Below are 13,588 nucleotides of genomic sequence, written 5' to 3'. Positions count from 1 at the left end.
CGCCGGTCAGGACCGGGCGTCGGCCGTCCACTGACCGATGCGGAAGATGACGAATTCGGCAGGCCGGACCGGAGCGATCCCGATCAGGCAGATCAACCGGCCGTTGTCGAGGTCGTTCTGCGTCATGGTGGTGCGGTCGCACCGCACGAAGTACGCCTGAGCGCGGGTCGCGCCCAGCAGGGCGCCGTTGCGCCACTGCAGGTCGAGAAAGTCCTCGACGGTGCGTACCACCTTCTGCCACAGGTCGGGACTGTTCGGTTCGAACACCGCCCATTGCGTGGCCTTGTCGATGGAGTGCTCGAGGAAGATGAAGAACCGCCGAACGTTGACGTACTTCCACTCCGGGTCGCTGCTGAGCGTGCGTGCCCCCCAGACCCGGTTGCCGCGTCCGGTGAAGAAGCGCAGCGCGTTGATTCCCTCCGGGTTGAGCACCTGTTGCCGACGCGTGTTGATGTTGGCCTCGAACCGGGTCAGTCCGTACACCACTTCGTTCGCGGGGGCCTTGTGCACACCGCGCGAGATGTCCGACCGGGCGTACACCCCTGCGACGAAGCCCGAGGGCGGAAGGAGCAACTTGGCCGGTGGCGCCCCTTGTTCGGGGCTCTCGTTCGGGTCGAGCGTCTCGATCCACGGGTGGTACAGGGCAGCGCGGTGCGAGTCGAACTGGCCGCGGAAGGCACGGATTTCGTTCAGGGACGCGTTGGACGGCCCGTCCACGATCGCGATGCGGTAGGCGCCGGGCTGTTCCACATGGGCGATCAACGCGTCGACCGCGGCCTTGTGCTGCTCCGTACCCAGCGAGGCGGCGTCGGGCAGCGCGACGATCGCGATGTCGTCGATGTCACCCAGCGCCTCCAGGCCGGTGGCCTTCATGTCGGCCCTGTCGATGTCCGCCTCTCTGCCCAGGAGTTCACTGCCTTTCGGCGTCTGCCCGTCCGTGCCGTTCTCGAGCTCGAACAGCCCACGGACGACGCCGTTGGAGTCCTTGCCGTTCGTCAGTGCCACAGCCAGGCCGACCGGGTTGTTCACATCCTGCGCGTCGAGGCAGATCACGCTGGAGTCGTCCTCCGGGTCGTCCTTGTGCAGGATCTTGCCGATCCACCGGCGATGGGCGGGATGGCAGCCGAGGCCGCCGATCCGATCGGTGCGGTCCGGGCCGACCAGGACGACCACCTCGAACTCGATGAGGAAGAGCAGGTCTGTCGCGGTGAGCGTGTCCTTCGTCCCGTCCTGCCCGACGAAGGCCTGCCGGCCGGCTGTGTCGATCTCGACGGTGCGCAGACTGTCGGCCTGCAGAGGGGTCTTCCGGTCCGGTTGGCCGGCCCCGGCCGGCACCACCTCGACGAGGGCGCCTTGGCGGGCCAGGTTGGCGCGCAGCGTTGCCGGGTGGCCGACCGGAGCCGGCATGGCCACATTGCGGCTCCGGACCGGGCGCACTTCGACGCGGACGTTGCCCATGGCCCCGGGCCAGCGGGCCTGCCACCGCACGGTCGCCGTACTTCCGTCCGCGTTGTGGACGACCACGTCACGTCCGGCCACACCGGTGCCGTCCTTGGGGGCGTAGACACGGGATACGTACAGCCGCTGGCCGCCGTTGAGGAAGAACGCTCGGGCCGCGTGGGCCACATAGACCGGCTGCCCGTCGGCCAGCGGCTCCAGCTTGCCGTAGATGCGTTCGAACTCGACGAAGCTGGTGACGAGACGCGGTTCGGTCGAGGTGGGCCCGCCCGGGTACCACACCGGTCCGTAGCGGGTCACGCCGACGAAACCGGTGGTGCTCGTCGGAACCCCTTCGATGGACTTCGCGCGGAAGCTGACCTCTTCGACGAAGACACCGGGTGCCAGATACTCGGGCATGATTCCTCACTCGGGCTCGGGGAGAGTGAACGGGGCGTCGGGACTCACGAGCCGGCCCAGCCGCAGCGAGGCGGCAACCGTGACGCGGACCGAGTACGTGGGAGGCAGCCCGGTGCCGTCGGAGACGCTGTCCGGACTCCCGGTCGGGGGCAGACGTTCGAGCGGCAGACCGGCCAGCGGATCCGTGTCCGTTCCGGCGGAGCCGCCGGGCCGGGTCGTGGCTGCGAAGTCGAGGAGTACCTGGACGGTGAAGTCACGGGGCGTCGCCAACTCCGGCGGGGCCCCGAGCACCAGCAGGAACTCACCTCTGTCGTCTCCGTGTGCGCGTCCGAGCACGTCGCCCTGGCGGGGGTGCCGTGCGGTGACCCGGGCCCAGCGCACCGGCACACCGTCTGCGTCCTCCACACGCCCCCGCAGTCCCGTCGCGTTGCCCTGGGGGCCGTACGCGGCGCCGGCGAACAGGGCGATCCGCCGGGCCCTGGACGCGGGCCGTGCTCCCGATCTCTCCTCGGCCAGCACGGTGGCGAGCGGTGCGAACGGCACCTCCAGTCGGCGCGGCACGTAGCGGCGCGCGGTGTCGTAGACGCGGAGATGTACCGGCGGTGCGGTCCGTTCGTCGAACAGCAGCCGGAACCTGCCCGCTCGGCGTCCGCGTGGCAGGTGCGGCAGCTGAATGCCCGGGTCGTACAACACCGTCGAGGCCAGGCTGGTGAGAGCGGGCACGCGGTGGGGCGGGGGCTGGTTCTCCACCGCGACACGGACGTCGGCCGGCTCGTCACGCAGCGCGTCGATCACCTCGAGGCCGAGGGCAAGCCGGTGGGTACGGGAAAGTGGGGCTGCCGCGAGGAACGGACCCTGGCTGCCGGTGGCCGGGCGGCTCACAGCCGTGTCCCCGTGACGACGCTGAGCGTGTCCGTCGGAGGTGTGTCGTCCGGGCCCGCGACGACCACGACTCGCGCGAGGTAGGGGAGGGAGAGCCGGAAGTCCGTTGTCAGCGCCTCGAAGGTACGCATGAGGTCGTCGGTGGACACGTCCTCCAGCACCAGTTGCACTCCCTCGTCGGGCTGCCACTGTCCGGAGGGATCGAGCAGTGGGCCCGAGAGCACGGAGACGTTCTCCAGAATCTGAAGGGTGCGGCCCAGGATGCGGTGCTCGTGCTCGGCGTTGGTCGCCCAGGCCGTGAGCAGGTAGTGCAGGTTGAGGGGTAGATAGGAGCGACCCTCCTCCGCTCCGCGTGCGGACCAGCTGGCACGCATGGTTTTGTCGAAGTCCACCCGGTAGAGCAGCAGGGACAGGGCCGGAGGCTGGATGAGCGAGTGCTGGGACAGGTCGAAGTCCTGGGTGCGGACCAGAACGGCCTTGGTGGTCGCGCCCGGGATCGGCTGCCTGCCCGTGAACGCCATGTCGAGCACACGCTGGAGACTCTTGCTGACCGCGCTGACACCACCGAAACCCGCCATGGCCGCAGGGTGCCCCTCCGCTGTCTCGTTGCCGTTGTACTCCGCGTGGCAGGTGACATAGCGCTCGGCGTCACAGCCGTGTCTTCGCAAGCGTCGGCGAGGTGCTGACGGCGTGACAACGTACTGGTCAGACGACTGAAGCGGCGCTGTGTGGGGGCTTTCGGTCAAGAGACGAAGTGCGCTCATCCACTTGAGGGAATTCGGCGCATGGGTTGCCGGGGTCGGCCATCATGGGCGTGAGTAAAGGGGGGATAATGGTGCAGAGTCCGCAAACGATCTCCCGCGCCGGTGAGGCGCGTGGCGTCCGTCTTCGCCTACTGCCGAACTTCGAACTCAGCAATCACGGTCGACGGCTGCGACTGCCGGTGACCGCGCAGCGTCTGCTGGTCTTCCTCGCTGTCAAGGAGAGGCCACAACACCGTTGGGCGGTCGCCACTCGGTTGTGGGCGGATCTCACCGACGACAGATCGGGTGCCGCGCTGCGTACCACTCTCTGGCAGGTGCGACGGGCGGCGCCGGCCATGATCGCGTGCGCCGACTCACATCTGCGGCTGTCTCCGTCGGTGGAAGTGGATCTGCATGAGTCGGTCCGCCGGACCCGCCAGCTGGGCACTGATCTGCAGGTCCATGACGGGCTCCTCGACTTTCTGAGCCACGACCTCCTGCCCGACTCCCTGGATGAGTGGGTGGTGGTCGAACGTGAGAGGTACCGGCAGTTTCGTCTCCACGCGCTGGAGAAGTTGTGCCAGCGGTTCACCGAGGCCGGAGAGCACGCATCCGCCATTGAGGCGGGGCTGCGCGCAGTGGCGGCTGATCCGCTTCGGGAATCGGCGCAGCGCGTGCTGATCGAGGCTCACATCGAAGAAGGGAACCTTTCGGAGGCGGTACGCCAGTACCGGACCTATGCGCGCTTGCTGCAGGTCGAACTGGGAGTCGAGCCCACAACCCTCCTCACCTCCCTGCTCCCCGTTGCGGCCCAGACCCGAGGCGTCAACGTGAATGTCATGCATCGCTGAAGCGGAGACTCCGCCAGTGCGCACTGGCGGAGCCCTGCCGGCCCCGGTAAGACGGTCACATGGCCCCCTTCTCGACCGCCTCCGTCTCCATGCTCGCTTCGGACGAGGCCTTCGTGGGGGCAGACCAGTGGAGGCGGGTCGTGCACAGGGAGACGATGACGGCCGAGGCCGCCACGACCGCCATGCCCCAGGTCAGGTCGCTGACTTCGGCGACGAAGCCGATCAGCGCGGGGCCGACGAGGAGGCCGGTGGTGCCCGTGGCGGCGACCAGGGAGAGGGCCTCTGGGCCTTCGGCCGCGGCGGCGACGTAGAGGCACGGCGTCACGGCGGCCACGCCCAGCCCCACGCACGCGAAGCCGAGGAGCGCGGGCACCACGCCTCCGGCCAACAGTGCCAGGGCCAGTCCGATGCCGGCCACGGCGCTGCCGACGCGGACGACGACGGCGTCGCCCCAGCGGCTGCGCCAGCCGTCACCGAAGAGGCGCGCGAGGACCATCACGACCGAGATGACCGCGATGCCCAGCGGGGCGACCTGCGCCGATGCGCCGGCGACGTCCTTGAGGTAGAGCGCGGACCAGTCGTTCATGGAGCCCTCGACGACCTCGGCGAACACCATGGTGCAGCCGAGCCAGAGCATCACGCGTGTCGGCCTGGCCATCCTGCGGCGGCGCTTGCCCTCCCCCTGCTCGGCCGGCTCGTTCGCAGGGGCGTCGTAGGGGAGCAGGCGTGGGCGCGCGCAGGCGAGGAGCACCAGGAGTACGGCTGACGCGGCGGCGAAGTGGGTGACGATGCCGGAGGTCAGCGCGGTCACGCCGGACGACACCAGGGCGGCGAGGAACGAACCGGCGCTGAAGGTGGCGTGCAGCTGCGTCATCGCCGTACGTCCGTGGGCCGCTTCGAGGGCGGCGCCCTGTGCGTTCATCGCCACGTTCAGGCAGCCGACCGCCACGCCGTCCGCGCAGAGGATCACCAGCGTCACGGGGTAGTTGGGAGCGACGGACAGCGCGAGAAGGATCGCCACCAGGCCCAGCCCGGACAGCAGGGCGAGGCGGCGCGCGCCGAGGCGCTTCATCAGAAACGTGACGAGCGGGAAGGAAGCCGCCGCGCCCGCCCCGGTGACCATGAGCAGCAGGCCCACCTCCCCGGCGCTCAGGTCGAGCCGCGTCTTGAGGGCGGGAATGCGGGAGATCCAGGTGGCGTACTGGAACCCGAGGAAACAGAACAGCGCCGCGATCGCCAACTGCGTACGTCTGAAGTCGTCTAGGACACGAGGCACGGGAACCGGGCCACCTCCTTCGAAGCGCTGGTACCGCTGCCGGGCACCGCGATAGACATGTACACGGCGTTGTCGCCGTAGCTCTCCGGGAGCCGGACCCGCGGGTGGGCCCGGTAGCCGTGCGCGGCCCAGAAGGAGGCCATGCCGTCGACGGCGACGAGCGAGATGTGCTCGAACCGCGGTCGCGCGGCAGCCGTCAGCCGGGCCAGCAGACCGCCGCCCCAGCCTCTGCCCCGCTGCTCGTGTGCGACGACGATGTCGTGCAGGTGAAGGTTGCGCGAGTCGTACGCCGTCTCGTCGGAGCGGGCCAGCGCCGGGTAGCGGAACATCGGGTACGGCAGCGAGAGCAGGTATCCGGCCACGTGCCCGTCGATGTCCAGCACGAAGCAGGTGTCGGGCGAAGCGCGTCCCTTCGACTCCAGCGCCGCCCGGCCCTCGGTCAGGGAACTGCCCGCGTAGGCCGCCGCCTCCAGGGCGGCAATGCCCGGCCAGTCACCGTCGTGCACGGGACGGATGCGCTCGTCGCGGCCGGGCGTCCGCGCGCTCACGCCGCCGCCCCCGCACGCCCGATCCCGTCATGTACCGTCCTGTGCGGAAGCGGTCCGAAGCCGTTGAAGCCCTGTGTCATGTAGCTGGTGGCGTAGGCGCCGGCGGACAGGACCCAGACCGGGTCTCCGGACGCCAGCGCCTTGGGCACGAACCGGTGCGCGGTCCCGTAGGCGTCGTCGCTGTCGCACGTCGGACCGGCCACGACGGCGGCGACGTACTCGCCGTCGAAGTGGCCGGGGAAGACGAGCCGGTGACAGAGCTCGTCCATCTCGTACAGGCCGTTGAACTTTCCGCAGCTCAGGTACAGCCAGTGCACGAGCTCGCCGTCGGGCTGCCGCCGCTCGGTGAGCCGGTAGACGTGCGCTCGGATCGCGCCGTGGTCGGCGACCAGATGGCGGCCGGGCTCCATGACGAAGTCGAGAGGCGCCGCGTTGAGATGCCGCAGCTCGTCCATGCCCTCGCGCAGAACGGCGAACATCTTGTCCAGGGGCGGCTCCAGCCTGCGGCCGTGCCGGTCGAGGTAGCCGAGCGCGGGCAGTCCGCCGCCGAGGTTGACGTGGTCGAGCACGATCCCCTTCTCGCGCAACGCCACCATGGTGTCGGCGAGTTGGTCGACGGCCTGGCGCCATGCCTCGTACGTCATCTGCTGCGAGCCGACGTGTACCGAGAGCCCCGCCGGAGTCAGTCCGGCGGCCCGGGCCGCGGTCAGCACACCGACGGCGTCGTCCTGGGAGCAGCCGAACTTGCGGCTCAGTCCCCACAGGGCGCCTTCCCCGCTGGTGGCGAGGCGGCAGTACACGCGGGCGCCGGGGGCGTGCGTGGCGACGGCCGCCACGTCCTGCACGCTGTCCGTGGCGAAGGTCCGCACACCGAGCCGGTGCGCCTCGGCGATACTCGCGTCGGACTTCACGGTGTTGCCGTAGTGGATACGGTCCGCGGGTACGCCCAGCCGCAGCGCCTGTTCGATCTCCGCGGGGCTCGCCGCGTCGAAGCCGGCGCCCCGGTCGGCGAGGCAGGTCAGCACCTCGTCGACCGGGCACGCCTTCATCGCGAACCGGACGATGACGCCGGGCAGTTCCCGCACGAGGTGGTCGTACTGGTTCCCGACCCCGGTGAGATCGAAGACGACACAGTCCGATGCCGCGTCGGCCAGGGCGGAGGTCAGTCGCGTGCCCAGGTCCACGCTCACGCCTCCGCACTCCCGAGGCCGGTCTCCCGGGCGGCGCGCACCAGCGCGGGCCAGGCGTCGATCAGGAGCGCGAAGTCCTCCGTGTCCCGACGTGCCTCGTCCAGCAGTTGGTCCCGGCGGGCGTCCATCCGGTCGGCGAACGTGGCGTAGCGGCCGCCCAGTTTGCGGTACGAGGTGCTGACCCGGTCCAGGCGCCAGATGTTCTCCGTGCGGTCCAGAGCGGCGCTGTCGCGGAGGAAGCCGGAGATGACGTCGCCGCGGACGTGGTCCCGCTCGTCCAGCAGTGCGGCACCGGCCGCGCCCATCCGCTCGTAGACGTCGTTGAAGTAGAGCATCGACAGCAGGAACTTCACGAACCGCATCTGGTAGGCGCGAAAGCCCGCGTCGGTGCGCCGGAAGGGCGTGTAGAAGTTCTCGATGTGGCGGTTGTGCAGCACGCCGGGCAGCGCTGCGTCGTGCACGAGGTGGATGAGGAAGTAGTCGCTGCCGATGGTGTCGGTCGCCGGTGGCAGCGGCACCCGCTCGTACACGTCGTGGTCGAAGGCGATGTTGCTCATGTCGACCCGCATGGGGTCGACCAGCGTCAGGGTGGCGTGGTCCGCGGTGAAGGGGGTGGTTCCGGCGCCCTTGAAGGACTCCTCGACCAGCTGTTCCTTCTGCTCGTCGGACCAGTCGGCGGGCGCCCACAGGCTGACGACGTCGTGGTAGACGCCCCCGTCGAGCTGCTCGATCTCGGCGATGTCCACGGATGGTTCGCCGATGAAGGAGGCCCCGACCATGGACACCGTCCGGTGGCCGTGGCCGGCGGCGAGGACGGTCTCGGTCACGGCGGCCGATGCCTCGGAGGCGGGCTTGCCGAGCGAGGACAGCTCGTGGTGGATGGGGAAGACCTGTTCACCGTCCAGCACCTGGTAGGTGCAGTCCGAGTCCCTGCGGTGCACGGACCGGCAGCCGAGCGCACTGGCGATCAGAAAGGCGCGGTTGGTGCAGGCGCCGTAGGAGAGTTCGGCCGGCAGCATCAGGCCGAGCAGGCGGTGCGGCACGGCGACGTCGGAGCGCTGGATCGTGCGACGCAGGAAGTCCCGCTGGCGTGCCTCGTCGAGGTGGTGGACGATCACGTTCCGGGTGGCGGGCAGGCCGGCCACGACGCGGGCGTGCTCGGCCCGCGTGGTCGCGTCGCAGGAGTCGAGGATGAGCAGGTGCACCTCGGTGCCGAAGGTGCGGGCCGCGTACGCGGCCTCCTGGCCGATGCCCACGATGGCGTCCGAGCACGCCCTGTTGGTGGGCAGGGCCAGGCAGATCCGGTCGGTGCTGGTCTGTCGGTTCACTTGGCGCTCTCTCGTTCGCTCCAGGAGTCGAGTCCCAGGAGTTTCCTGCCGAGGCCGTCGAGCGTGGCGGGGCCGTAGCGCAGCGACTCGTGCCGTACGGCGTCCCCCAGCAGCGTGCCGTTCCAGTCGGGTGTGCTGAGCGTGCGCCAGGACTCGACGCGGGAGCGGCGCAGTTCCCCGTGCTCCTCCAGCGCCGGCATCATCGACAGGTACTGCACGGCACGCACCCCGTGCTCGGAGACGTTGGGCGCGACCCCATGGGCCAGCAGTCCGTTGAAGATCAGCAGGTCACCGGCCTGCAGGTCGGGGCGCACCACAGGGAACTCTGTGCGGTCGATCGCGGGCCTGATCGGATCCCGGTCGGCCGGCTGCGTGATCCGCCACTGTTCGAACTGCCGGAACAACTCGGGTGCGCACTGGAACCCGCCGAGTTCGGGCTGGGTGTCGTTGAGTGCCAGGATGCCCTGCACCCGCTGCGGCAGCACGCCCAGCGTGGTGTCGACGTCCCAGTGCAGCTCGATGTCGAAGCCCTCGTCGGTCGGCGCGATGAGGGAACGCGAACGGCTGCCGCGGTTGGGCGGATTGAGGTTCAGCCGGTCGAGCGTGACCCACAGCTCCTCGCAGCCCCACACGTCGGCGAAGGCGTCGTAGACCCGCTGCGTCTGCCGGTTGTCCCACAGCAGCTGGTGGTGGTACGCCTCGACGAAGCCGTAGACGTGCAGATCGCGGTCGAGGTCCGAGCGGAACTCGCGTTCCTCGTACCAGGTTTCGGGCCGGTCGGGGTCAAGGCCCTGGAACTCCCAGGCGAACTCGTACAGGCTCTTTGCCGCGCCCGGCGAGACGGCGTTGCGCACCACGACGTAGCCGTACGTCTGCCAGAAGGCGAAGTCCTGTTCCGACAGCACGCGCAGGGGCCGTGACTTCTCGATCTCCATCTCTCTCAGCGGCGTCTGGGCGAGGTAGCTCTCGCCGTCGGCGCTGAAGTAGGGGCGCCGGGTCGGGGCGCGGTACAGGTAGGGGTCGGATGTCGGCATGCGATCACTCCAAGGCTCGAGTCCTCAGTGGCCGAGGGGAACTCCAGGCCGTCACTGATCGAACTGAGGTTCCTTCAAAGTGGACTGGACCAATTCGCGATGTCAATCGCAACCCGGCGAAGTTGCCGCGAACTGCCTGCGAGTTGCCTGTTGCCGGCCGCTCGACGGACGGTCGCGCAAGTGTCGCCCGCAGACCCTGTGTTGCACGCACGGTGCGGTCTGCCGCCACGCCGGACGGGGCTGAACGCCGTGGCTCAACAAGGAGATTGGTCTAGACTTTTTGGAGCGCCGAGGTGGCCCAGAAGGTCGACACGGCCACTCCCGGGAGGTTGCGCAACCGCTTCCGCCCCGCGACACGCCGTCCCCCAAGTTGGACTAGACCAAAGGCGAGTTGGGGGCTATAACGAAACACCTGCGAGTGCGCCCGGAAGGCAGGTTATGACCACCGACGTGAGCATCGTCCCGTACGACGCCGGACTGCCCGGGGGCGTCGCACGGGTGCCGAAGTACTACCGCGTGAAACAGCGGGTCCTCGAGATCGCGGAGTCGCTGACGCCGGGTTCGCGCATGCCCGCCGAGCGATTACTCGCCGTCCAGCTCGACACCTCGCGCACCACCGTCCGGCTGGCGCTCCAGGAACTCGTCGGCGAAGGCCGACTGGACCGGATCCACGGAAAAGGCACGTTCATTGCACGACCGAAGCTCTACCGCATCCTCCAACTCACCTCCCACACCGAGGACATGCAGGCCCAGGGACTCGAACCCGCCTCGCGCGTCCTGGACATGCGTCACATCGAGGCCGACAAGGAGCTCTCACGCCTGCTCGACATCGATGTCGGTGAGCGGGTGGTGCGCATCGAGCGGCTGCGGCTGGCCGGTGGCGAGCCCATGGCCATCGAGACCACCCACCTGTCCGCACGGCGCTTCCCCGACCTGCGCGAGTCGCTGGCCAGATACAGATCTTTGTACACGGCACTCGCCGAGGTGTACGGCGTGCGCCTGTCGGAGGCCGAGGAAGGCATCGAGACCTCACTCGCGACCCCGTACGAGGCCAGGCTGCTCGCGACGGACGTGGGCCTTCCGATGATGCTGCTGTCCCGGCACTCCCACGACACCGAGGGCAGACCGGTGGAGTGGGTCCGCTCCGTGTACCGCGGCTCGCGCTACAAGTTCGTAGTGACCTTGATGCCCATGGCGGACCGGACGCCCGACTGAGTCCCCGTCCGGTCCCGACCGTTCTCCCTCGTTCCTCGCGCCCCCCACGTTCACGGCGACCCTGCACGCTGCCGCCCGCTGATCGCGCGACCCCGGCCCCCGACACGGCCCGCCCCGGTACGGCGGCCGTGACCGCATGCAGAACGCTGGACCACAGGCCGGCCCCCACGGCCGAGCCCCTGAGGGCCAGTCCCGCCCCGCCAACCCTGGGAAAGTCGTGACACGACAGGGTGTTCTCACCAGCCGAACCGAAGCCGCGCCGACGCCGGCCGAAGCCGCCCCGACGCCGGCCGAAGCCGACCGACCACCAGCCGCCGACAATCCGGAAGGGGCAGGCCGCCCCTGGATAGCCGGCCGCCCACCGGCCACCGCCCCGGGAACGGAGGCCTGCCTCCCGTGACCCAGACATCGATGTCGACGACGCTCGCGGACGCCCTGGTCACCGCACGTGAGGCGGCCTGCCTGACCCAGGAGGACCTCGCGGAACGGTCCGGGGTGAGCGTGCGGGCCATCCGCAACCTCGAGACCGGCCACACCTCCCGCCCCCGCAAGCAGTCACTGCTGCTGATCGCCAAGGCCCTCGGGCTGCCCCCGGACGAGGTCGGGCGGCTGATGCGCAGACCGGGCGCCGAACAGCACCGGCCGCCACCCGGTCTCGTCCCCGCCGAACTCCCCGCCGCGCCCCGCCACCACCTCGTCGGCCGGACGACTCACGTCGACTCCCTCAGGGCGCATCTGTCCGCCACGGAGCACGGCGACACCGGACGGCCCGCGGTCGTCGTCGGGCCTGCCGGTGCGGGGAAGACCGCGCTGGTCCTCGAGGCGGCGCACGGCGTGCGCGACCGGTTCCCGGACGGACAGGTCTTCGTGGATCTCCACCCGGGAGCGTCCTCCACGCCGCTGACGCCGGACGAGATCGTCCCCCGCGTACTGCGCTCCCTCGGTGCCGGGGCGGCGGCGGGCCATCCGGAGGAAGCGGCTGCCCGGCTGCGGGACGCGCTGAGCAGGAGGCGCGTCCTCGTCGTCCTGGACAACGCCGGCAGCGAGGCGCAGATACGGCCACTGCTGGTGGACGGCTCCCGCAGCGCCGTACTGGTGGCCGCGCGCCGCGAACTCCCCGCCCTCACCGCCCAGTTCCGCCGGCACATCGGCGTCCTCGGCGACGGGGACGCCCTCCAGGTCCTGGAGGACCTGCTCGGACCCGCGCGCACGGCCGCGGAGCGATCGGCCGCGTCGAGTGTGCTGCGGTTCTGCGGGGGGCTGCCCCTGGCCCTGCACATCGCCGGGCTGTGGCTGGCGGCACGACCGCACCGGTCACTGCGTGATCTGGCGGACCGGCTGACGAACGAGCAGGACCGGCTCCGCTTCCTGCACATCGGCGATCTGTCGCTGGAGGCCAGTGTGGCGGCCTACTACAGCTCGCTGCCCGCCCCGGTCATGGCCGCGTTACAGCGGTTGAGGACGGTGGACGGCGACTTCGGTGTCGACGACATGGTGACCCTCGTGACACCGTCGCGAGGACTGGCGGCTGACCTCCTCGACGAACTGATTGACCGTCAGATGGTGCACGCGGTCGGACCGGCCGCCGACGGCCGGCTCCTCTACCGGCTCCACGACGCAGTGCGCCAGTACGTGGCGTACGGCCCGGTCGGCGCCTGGCACCCGGACCGCGTGGCGGGCCGGATCTGGCTGCCCCGGCAGGCCGTGGACAGCGGCAGAAGGGAATCGTGAGCCCACCCCACCCCAAGGAGGCTTCGGCGGGCTTGCGTCAGGGGTAGTAGGGCGTGTGGGTGATGGAGGAGATCTTGAGGTAGCGGGCCCCGTCGGCGGTGGCCCAGGTGGAGGAGTCGGGGTTGCCCGGCCAGTCACCGCCGACCGCGATGTTGGCGATGAAGTGCATGCCCGTCCCGGCAGGCGTGCTGTACCAGGTGGTGCCCGTGATGGTGCCGTCCACGGCGAAGTCGATGTGGTCCGGGAACCAGCTGAACGAGTACGTGTGGTACGTGTTCGTCCAGCCGGAGGAGTTCGTCCTCGAGAACTGCTGCTGGACGTTGTTGACGTCGTGAGACGTCTGGTGGACGACGTTCGGGTTCTGCCCCACGATTTCAGCGGCGTCGAACTCCGGTAGCCACGGGTTCAGGTACGCCGCCCATACTGCTGGTAGCAGTCCCTGCCCGTTGGGCATGTTCGCGGTGAAGCGGTATGTGCCGTACCCGTACAGCGCCGTCGACTCCACGCGGCCCGAGTAGTAGAGCCCGCCCCCGGCGTTGTACGCCTTGATCACCAGAGTGCTGCCCTCGTACCACACGCAGTCCGGCGTGTAGGTCTGCAGTTCGTTGTTGGCCGTCCACCTTCCATTGATCTTGTTCCAGGAATTGACCGTGACGGGAGAACCCCAGGAATCGGCCCGTGCGGTGGGCGCACCCAGCAACAGTGCGGGCGGCACGGCGAGTGCGGCACCGAGGATGCGTCTGCGGCTCGGCCTGCGAGGTGTGGGGGACATCGCGGCTCCATTGCTTGGATGAATGAAGGGGCGTGGGAGCGATCCCATGCTCCGCTTGCCGCCGGACTGTAGGGTTCTGTTCACTCATTGGCAAGATGCGTCGCATGGACTGGCACATGCCTTTGGAAGCTGAACGGGACTGACCATCCGTCCGATGGGCG

General features: G+C 69.5%; 12 protein-coding genes. 3 read left to right on the top strand and 9 right to left on the bottom strand.

Annotation, left to right across the window (positions count from 1 at the left end):
- Window positions 1-6 precede the first annotated feature (6 nt).
- Genes ACFPQ9_RS38190 through ACFPQ9_RS38180 form a run of 3 tightly spaced genes read right to left on the bottom strand, consistent with a single transcriptional unit; the run spans window position 7 to window position 3,317 of the window.
- Window positions 7-1,857, bottom strand: a complete 1,851-nt coding sequence (locus tag ACFPQ9_RS38190; protein ID WP_380863637.1) for a phage tail sheath family protein — start codon at window positions 1,855-1,857, stop codon at window positions 7-9.
- Window positions 1,858-1,863: 6 nt separating this feature from the next.
- Complete coding sequence (locus ACFPQ9_RS38185) at window positions 1,864-2,739, bottom strand: hypothetical protein (RefSeq protein WP_380863635.1); 876 nt, start codon at window positions 2,737-2,739, stop codon at window positions 1,864-1,866.
- Window positions 2,736-3,317 carry a Pvc16 family protein gene (locus ACFPQ9_RS38180; protein ID WP_380863633.1) on the bottom strand — a complete coding sequence of 194 codons (582 nt, stop codon included), beginning with the start codon at window positions 3,315-3,317 and terminating at the stop codon, window positions 2,736-2,738. Before ACFPQ9_RS38180 ends, ACFPQ9_RS38185 begins: the two co-directional genes overlap by 4 nt.
- A 254-nt stretch (window positions 3,318-3,571) precedes the next feature.
- Here ACFPQ9_RS38180 and ACFPQ9_RS38175 point away from each other — a divergent pair, with 254 nt between their 5' ends.
- Complete coding sequence (locus tag ACFPQ9_RS38175; protein WP_380863631.1) at window positions 3,572-4,333, top strand: AfsR/SARP family transcriptional regulator; 762 nt, start codon at window positions 3,572-3,574, stop codon at window positions 4,331-4,333.
- 55 nt (window positions 4,334-4,388) lie between these two features.
- Here the strand turns inward: ACFPQ9_RS38175 and ACFPQ9_RS38170 are convergent, their stop codons facing one another.
- The 5 genes from ACFPQ9_RS38170 to ACFPQ9_RS38150 are packed head-to-tail and all read right to left on the bottom strand — an operon-like array spanning window position 4,389 to window position 9,709.
- Complete coding sequence (locus tag ACFPQ9_RS38170; RefSeq protein ID WP_380863629.1) at window positions 4,389-5,609, bottom strand: MFS transporter; 1,221 nt, start codon at window positions 5,607-5,609, stop codon at window positions 4,389-4,391.
- On the bottom strand, window positions 5,594-6,157 hold the full coding sequence (locus tag ACFPQ9_RS38165; protein ID WP_380863627.1) for a GNAT family N-acetyltransferase: 564 nt from the start codon (window positions 6,155-6,157) through the stop codon (window positions 5,594-5,596). The genes ACFPQ9_RS38170 and ACFPQ9_RS38165 overlap by 16 nt, the downstream gene beginning before the upstream one ends.
- Window positions 6,154-7,347 carry a type III PLP-dependent enzyme gene (locus ACFPQ9_RS38160; RefSeq protein ID WP_380863625.1) on the bottom strand — a complete coding sequence of 398 codons (1,194 nt, stop codon included), beginning with the start codon at window positions 7,345-7,347 and terminating at the stop codon, window positions 6,154-6,156. Before ACFPQ9_RS38160 ends, ACFPQ9_RS38165 begins: the two co-directional genes overlap by 4 nt.
- Complete coding sequence (locus tag ACFPQ9_RS38155; protein WP_380863623.1) at window positions 7,344-8,675, bottom strand: DUF6271 family protein; 1,332 nt, start codon at window positions 8,673-8,675, stop codon at window positions 7,344-7,346. Before ACFPQ9_RS38155 ends, ACFPQ9_RS38160 begins: the two co-directional genes overlap by 4 nt.
- Window positions 8,672-9,709: a phytanoyl-CoA dioxygenase family protein gene (locus ACFPQ9_RS38150; RefSeq protein ID WP_380863621.1), complete on the bottom strand. Its 1,038-nt coding sequence runs from the start codon at window positions 9,707-9,709 to the stop codon at window positions 8,672-8,674. Before ACFPQ9_RS38150 ends, ACFPQ9_RS38155 begins: the two co-directional genes overlap by 4 nt.
- A 438-nt stretch (window positions 9,710-10,147) precedes the next feature.
- On the opposite strand from ACFPQ9_RS38150, the gene ACFPQ9_RS38145 reads away from it, so the two are divergent.
- Together ACFPQ9_RS38145 and ACFPQ9_RS38140 are read left to right on the top strand one after the other, a co-directional pair.
- Entirely contained in the window at window positions 10,148-10,924 is a 777-nt protein-coding gene (locus ACFPQ9_RS38145) for a GntR family transcriptional regulator (RefSeq protein ID WP_380863619.1), read from the top strand.
- Window positions 10,925-11,320: 396 nt separating this feature from the next.
- Window positions 11,321-12,655 carry a helix-turn-helix domain-containing protein gene (locus ACFPQ9_RS38140; protein WP_380863617.1) on the top strand — a complete coding sequence of 445 codons (1,335 nt, stop codon included), beginning with the start codon at window positions 11,321-11,323 and terminating at the stop codon, window positions 12,653-12,655.
- Window positions 12,656-12,692: 37 nt separating this feature from the next.
- Here the strand turns inward: ACFPQ9_RS38140 and ACFPQ9_RS38135 are convergent, their stop codons facing one another.
- Window positions 12,693-13,427, bottom strand: a complete 735-nt coding sequence (locus ACFPQ9_RS38135) for a glycoside hydrolase family 16 protein (protein ID WP_380863615.1) — start codon at window positions 13,425-13,427, stop codon at window positions 12,693-12,695.
- Window positions 13,428-13,588: the final 161 nt, after the last annotated feature.

Source organism: Streptomyces coerulescens, assembly GCF_042657965.1.
In the GTDB taxonomy this organism is placed as follows: domain Bacteria; phylum Actinomycetota; class Actinomycetes; order Streptomycetales; family Streptomycetaceae; genus Streptomyces; species Streptomyces coerulescens.
The sequence above is the reverse complement of the archived record's forward strand: the minus strand, read 5'-3'. Positions and strand labels throughout refer to the sequence as shown.

Bases quoted from the DNA above. Each gene is read 5' to 3' on its own strand.
- ACFPQ9_RS38135 (WP_380863615.1), bottom strand. From the start codon at position 13,427: ATGTCCCCCACACCTCGCAGGCCGAGCCGCAGACGCATCCTCGGTGCC.
- ACFPQ9_RS38175 (WP_380863631.1), top strand. From the start codon at position 3,572: ATGGTGCAGAGTCCGCAAACGATCTCCCGCGCCGGTGAGGCGCGTGGC.
- ACFPQ9_RS38150 (WP_380863621.1), bottom strand. From the start codon at position 9,709: ATGCCGACATCCGACCCCTACCTGTACCGCGCCCCGACCCGGCGCCCC.
- ACFPQ9_RS38145 (WP_380863619.1), top strand. From the start codon at position 10,148: ATGACCACCGACGTGAGCATCGTCCCGTACGACGCCGGACTGCCCGGG.
- ACFPQ9_RS38190 (WP_380863637.1), bottom strand. From the start codon at position 1,857: ATGCCCGAGTATCTGGCACCCGGTGTCTTCGTCGAAGAGGTCAGCTTC.
- ACFPQ9_RS38180 (WP_380863633.1), bottom strand. From the start codon at position 3,317: ATGGCGGGTTTCGGTGGTGTCAGCGCGGTCAGCAAGAGTCTCCAGCGT.